A 4,140-nucleotide genomic window follows, 5' to 3' on the forward strand; every position below is an offset into this window, starting at 1 on the left:
AGCTTCGCGACTATGCTGGCACTTTCCGTCCCACTTTTCCGCATATTGAGCGTCCCTGAACTTACATTTACATATTTCGTCGTCGTTTTTTCAGGTATGGATGGTGTGGATTCCGTTTCTGGCYTTGTTGTCGATAAATATTTGGTACTGACATACCCGTCTTTTCCATCSGCYTTGATTTTTGCCCAACCGTTGGATTCTGAATACACCGTTACCTGCGTRCCTYTCGAYAGCTTCGCKACTATGCTRGCASTTTCCGTCCCACTTTTCCGCATATTGAGCGTCCCWGAACTTACATTTACATATTTCGTCGTCGTTTTTTCAGGGGTGGATGGTGTGGATCCCRTTACAGGCTTTGTTGTCGATAAATATTTGGTACTRACATGYCCKTCTTTTCCATTARCTTTGATTTTCGCCCAACCTTTAGATTCCGAATACACCGTTACCTGCGTRCCTTTCGAMAGCTTCGCKACTATGCTCGCAGTTTCCGTCCCACTTTTTCGCATATTGAGTGTCCCAGAACTTACATTTACATATTTCGTCGTCGCTTTAACAGGGGTGGATGGTGTGGATCCCGTTACAGKCTTCGTTGTCGATAGATATTTRGTACTGACATATCCTTCTTTTCCATYGGCTTTGATCTTCGCCCAACCTTTGGATTCCGAATATAAAGTTACCTGCATGCCTTTCGAAAGCTTCGCAACTATGCTGGCAGTTTCCGTTCCACTTTTTCGCATATTRAGCGTCCCAGAACTTACATTTACATATTTCGTCGCCGTTTTAACAGGGGCGGATGGTGTGGAACCCGTTACAGGCTTCGTTGTCGATAGATATTTAGTACTGACATATCCTTCTTTTCCATYGGCTTTGATCTTCGCCCACCCTTTGGATTCCGAATATACCGTTACCTGCATGCCTTTCGAAAGCTTCGCAACTATGCTGGCAGTTTCCGTCCCACTTTTTCGCATATTGAGTGTTCCGGAACTTACGTTTACATATTTCGTTGTCGTTTTAACTGCGGTAGTAGCTGTGGTTACCGTTACAGTCTTCGTTGTCGATAGATATTTGGTACTGACATATCCTTCTTTTCCATCGGCTTTGATCTTCGCCCAACCGTTAGATTCCGAATACACCGTTACCTGCGTACCTTTCATCAGCTTCGCTACTACGCCGGCGTTTTCAGATGCACTTTTCCGCATATTGAGCGAGCCTGAACTTACATTTACATACTTGTTACTAGTTTCTATAGTATTTATTTGTTCTGCCGGTAGTGGAGCTGCAGATATTTTTTCTTCGAAAGCAACTGTAGACAATACTGCAAAACAGAAAGTCGGTATAATTAATTTCTTCATCCCATTCTCCCTACTAAAGAATTATATTTTTACCATTTTTTTAAATATCGGTTAGAATCATAGTTGTGTTATAGGTATTTATACTTATTCCTTTAAAAATATATCATATTTCCTAGTGTCTTCAGATCTATAGAATCGATTTTAACTAAATAGTAATCTAACAGACATTTAAGTAATCAAATAGATATAATTGTAATATAGTCCACGTCCCAAAGTTAAAACGGAAAAAATACGCTATTGGATGACAAATAAAAACCGAGCAGAATTAATGATGAATGCAAAAAAACCCCACTTCCAGAGGAGTTATTTAGAAAAAATATGAAGATTTAGTTTTGAATTTAATACTTACTTCAGAACAGCCTATCTCCAATTGAAATAATAATTAACGTTCGACTAAATAAATGCACATTTTTAAAAAAAGTCCGGAATATATATGTAGAGTAAGACGTCCAATCCTTTTGTTTGACGCTTTGTCATAATAAACTATATAATTACTTATATATACTTATAGGAATCCTTCTGTTAAGGGGAGTAGCTATACAATAAAGTCGTCAATACAGGATTTTATCCTCGGCTTTATTGGCAACTAATTTTCAGTTGTTTGCAAGACCTTGCCGATTATTTGGTGAGGTCTTTTAATTTTTAAAGACGGTATAACCAACAATCGGTTATACCGTCTTTTTTATTGAAAAAAATTTGAAGCGATAATACTACTAATAGAGGTGAAAAGTATGCAGCAATATAGTGAATTAGCTCAAAGTGTCAAGATTTCTCATGATAAAAATAATACATTACTAGATGCCGATCATTCTTTATCACTTATTGGAAAAGGCCGAAGTGCTTATGTATTTAGAATACATTCTACCAATAAAGCAATGAAAGTGTTTTTTCCGAACCATACTCACACGGCTAAAGTAGAAGCTGAGATATACCAAACTGTTCAATCTATCGACTACTATCCTACTCTTTATGATGCGGGTGAGAATTATTTAGTTATAGATCACATCGAAGGCAACACTCTTTTTGAATGTTTAACATTAGGAATCCCGATAACGGAAGAAAACATAAAAGAGATTGACCATGCATTACAATTAGCAAGGAAAGAGGGATTAAATCCTTCAGATATCCATTTAAGAAACATCTTTATCACTTCTGAAAAGAAGGTGAAGATCATTGATGTTGCAAGGTTTAAGCAAGTGAAATCCTGCAATCAGTGGCACGACTTGAAAAGTGCTTTTCATCTCTTCTATTCGAAGTCATTTTTCCCGAAGAAAATCCCTAGCTTTATACTGAATTCCATAGCAGCGATTTATAAAAAAAGATTCTTACCCATCTAATCATCACTATAAAATCACATTGGAGGAACATATGAAAAAAATTATAGCCATTGCTTTTATGTCCATCCTTACATTAAGCGGGTGCTCGCTTTTGGGAGAAGTCAATTCATCATTGGAATATGCAGATAATGCGACAGGGTATGTAAGTACAGTTAAGGAATTTGCCAATGAAGTGCCCGCATTGTCCCAAGATGCCGCCACTGATACCGAAGCAAGAGAAAATCTTGAAAAAGAACTACAACTGATGAAAACGGAGATTGAAGAATTCAATGCAACTGAACCACCCCAAATAGCAGAAAGCATCCATGAAAAAACCGTCAGTTCTAACCAACAGCTGTCAGATGGAATTGATTTATACCTAAATAATATTGAAAATGGTCAATTCGACCCCGAGGCACTAGAAAATTCAGAGATAATGAAATCCATCGAGAATATAACAAGCCTGGCAAACCAAATTGAAGAATTGGGTAATTAAGCAAACGGGCTGGATTGTTTTAAGCGCAGTATTTCTCTAAAATCATGAATAAAAATAAATGCATGGAGACAAGTTATCATTGACATGAAACCAAATGGTTTTATATAATCAACAAAAGCGAAACCAAATGGTTTTATATTTATGATAAAAAAGGAGAATTAGTATGGAATCAAATCAGAATACACTACAAGATGTCAAAAAGACGGTTATTCTTGAAGCACCCATCCAAAAAGTTTGGGATACAGTTTCGACTGCCGAGGGTATAGCTTCATGGTTCATGCCAAATGATTTTCAGCCGAAAGTGGGACAGGAGTTCCATGTACAATCACCTTTTGGCCCATCACCTTGTAAAGTATTAGAGATAGATGCTCCACATCGGCTCTCGTTCTCCTGGGATACGGATGGTTGGATCGTTTCGTTCATTTTAAAAGAACTGGATGGCAAAACGGAGTTTACCCTTATTCATGGCGGTTGGAAAGAGCCGGACACGATTCTTCCGAAACCGAACGAAAAAAGCTCAGTGATTCGTGATAGAATGGCACATGGCTGGGAACAGATTGTTAATCAAAAACTTAAAAAGGCTGTTGAGGGCTAAGTGTCTGAAGCAGAAAAGCATGATGTATTTCAGGCTATTGCAGACCCTACCCGCAGAAAGGTCCTGCAATTGCTTGCTGAAGGGGATTTACCCATTTCAGAAATCACTTCTCACTTTTCCATGAGCCGTACAGCGATTGCCAAGCATCTTCATATCCTTTCTGAAGCTGAATTGGTCAGTGGCCGGAAGGTCGGAAGAGAGAAACGCTTTCGGCTTCAGCCAGAACCTTTAGCGGAATTGAAACAGTGGCTTTCTTTTTACGATCAATTTTGGGATAACAAACTATCCATCCTTAAACATGTGATTGAAAATTCAGGGGAAAATGGATTGAAAGTCATCGAAAAAGAAAAGGACACGGATGAACCATCATAATGAAGAAAA

At 38.2% G+C, this 4,140-nt stretch carries 5 protein-coding genes; 4 read left to right on the forward strand and 1 reads right to left on the reverse strand.

Going from position 1 to position 4,140, the window contains the following annotated elements; translation table 11 throughout:
* Positions 1-1,352, reverse strand: a 1,352-nt coding sequence (locus AC1DUW_RS22285) for an SH3 domain-containing protein (protein WP_477643491.1), incomplete at its 3' end; no start/stop codon positions are given.
* A gap of 731 nt (positions 1,353-2,083) precedes the next feature.
* Between AC1DUW_RS22285 and AC1DUW_RS22290 the strand changes: the two genes are divergently transcribed.
* The 4 genes from AC1DUW_RS22290 (at position 2,084) to AC1DUW_RS22305 (ending at position 4,131) form a co-directional block, all read left to right on the forward strand.
* Positions 2,084-2,689 carry a protein kinase family protein gene (locus AC1DUW_RS22290; protein WP_053347808.1) on the forward strand — a complete coding sequence of 202 codons (606 nt, stop codon included), beginning with the start codon at positions 2,084-2,086 and terminating at the stop codon, positions 2,687-2,689.
* A 31-nt stretch (positions 2,690-2,720) separates the two neighbouring features.
* Positions 2,721-3,164, forward strand: a complete 444-nt coding sequence (locus AC1DUW_RS22295; RefSeq protein WP_477643492.1) for a DUF6376 family protein — start codon at positions 2,721-2,723, stop codon at positions 3,162-3,164.
* A 163-nt stretch (positions 3,165-3,327) separates the two neighbouring features.
* Entirely contained in the window at positions 3,328-3,759 is a 432-nt protein-coding gene (locus tag AC1DUW_RS22300) for an SRPBCC family protein (RefSeq protein WP_252430976.1), read from the forward strand.
* Positions 3,760-4,131, forward strand: coding sequence for an ArsR/SmtB family transcription factor (locus AC1DUW_RS22305; protein ID WP_477643493.1), 372 nt, complete (start codon positions 3,760-3,762; stop codon positions 4,129-4,131). It abuts the gene before it with no gap.
* The last annotated feature ends 9 nt before the right edge of the window (positions 4,132-4,140 follow it).

The sequence above is a fragment of the Peribacillus sp. P4_C12 genome (assembly GCF_056402095.1).

Bases quoted from the DNA above. Each gene is read 5' to 3' on its own strand.
- AC1DUW_RS22290 (WP_053347808.1), top strand. From the start codon at position 2,084: ATGCAGCAATATAGTGAATTAGCTCAAAGTGTCAAGATTTCTCATGAT.
- AC1DUW_RS22295 (WP_477643492.1), top strand. From the start codon at position 2,721: ATGAAAAAAATTATAGCCATTGCTTTTATGTCCATCCTTACATTAAGC.
- AC1DUW_RS22300 (WP_252430976.1), top strand. From the start codon at position 3,328: ATGGAATCAAATCAGAATACACTACAAGATGTCAAAAAGACGGTTATT.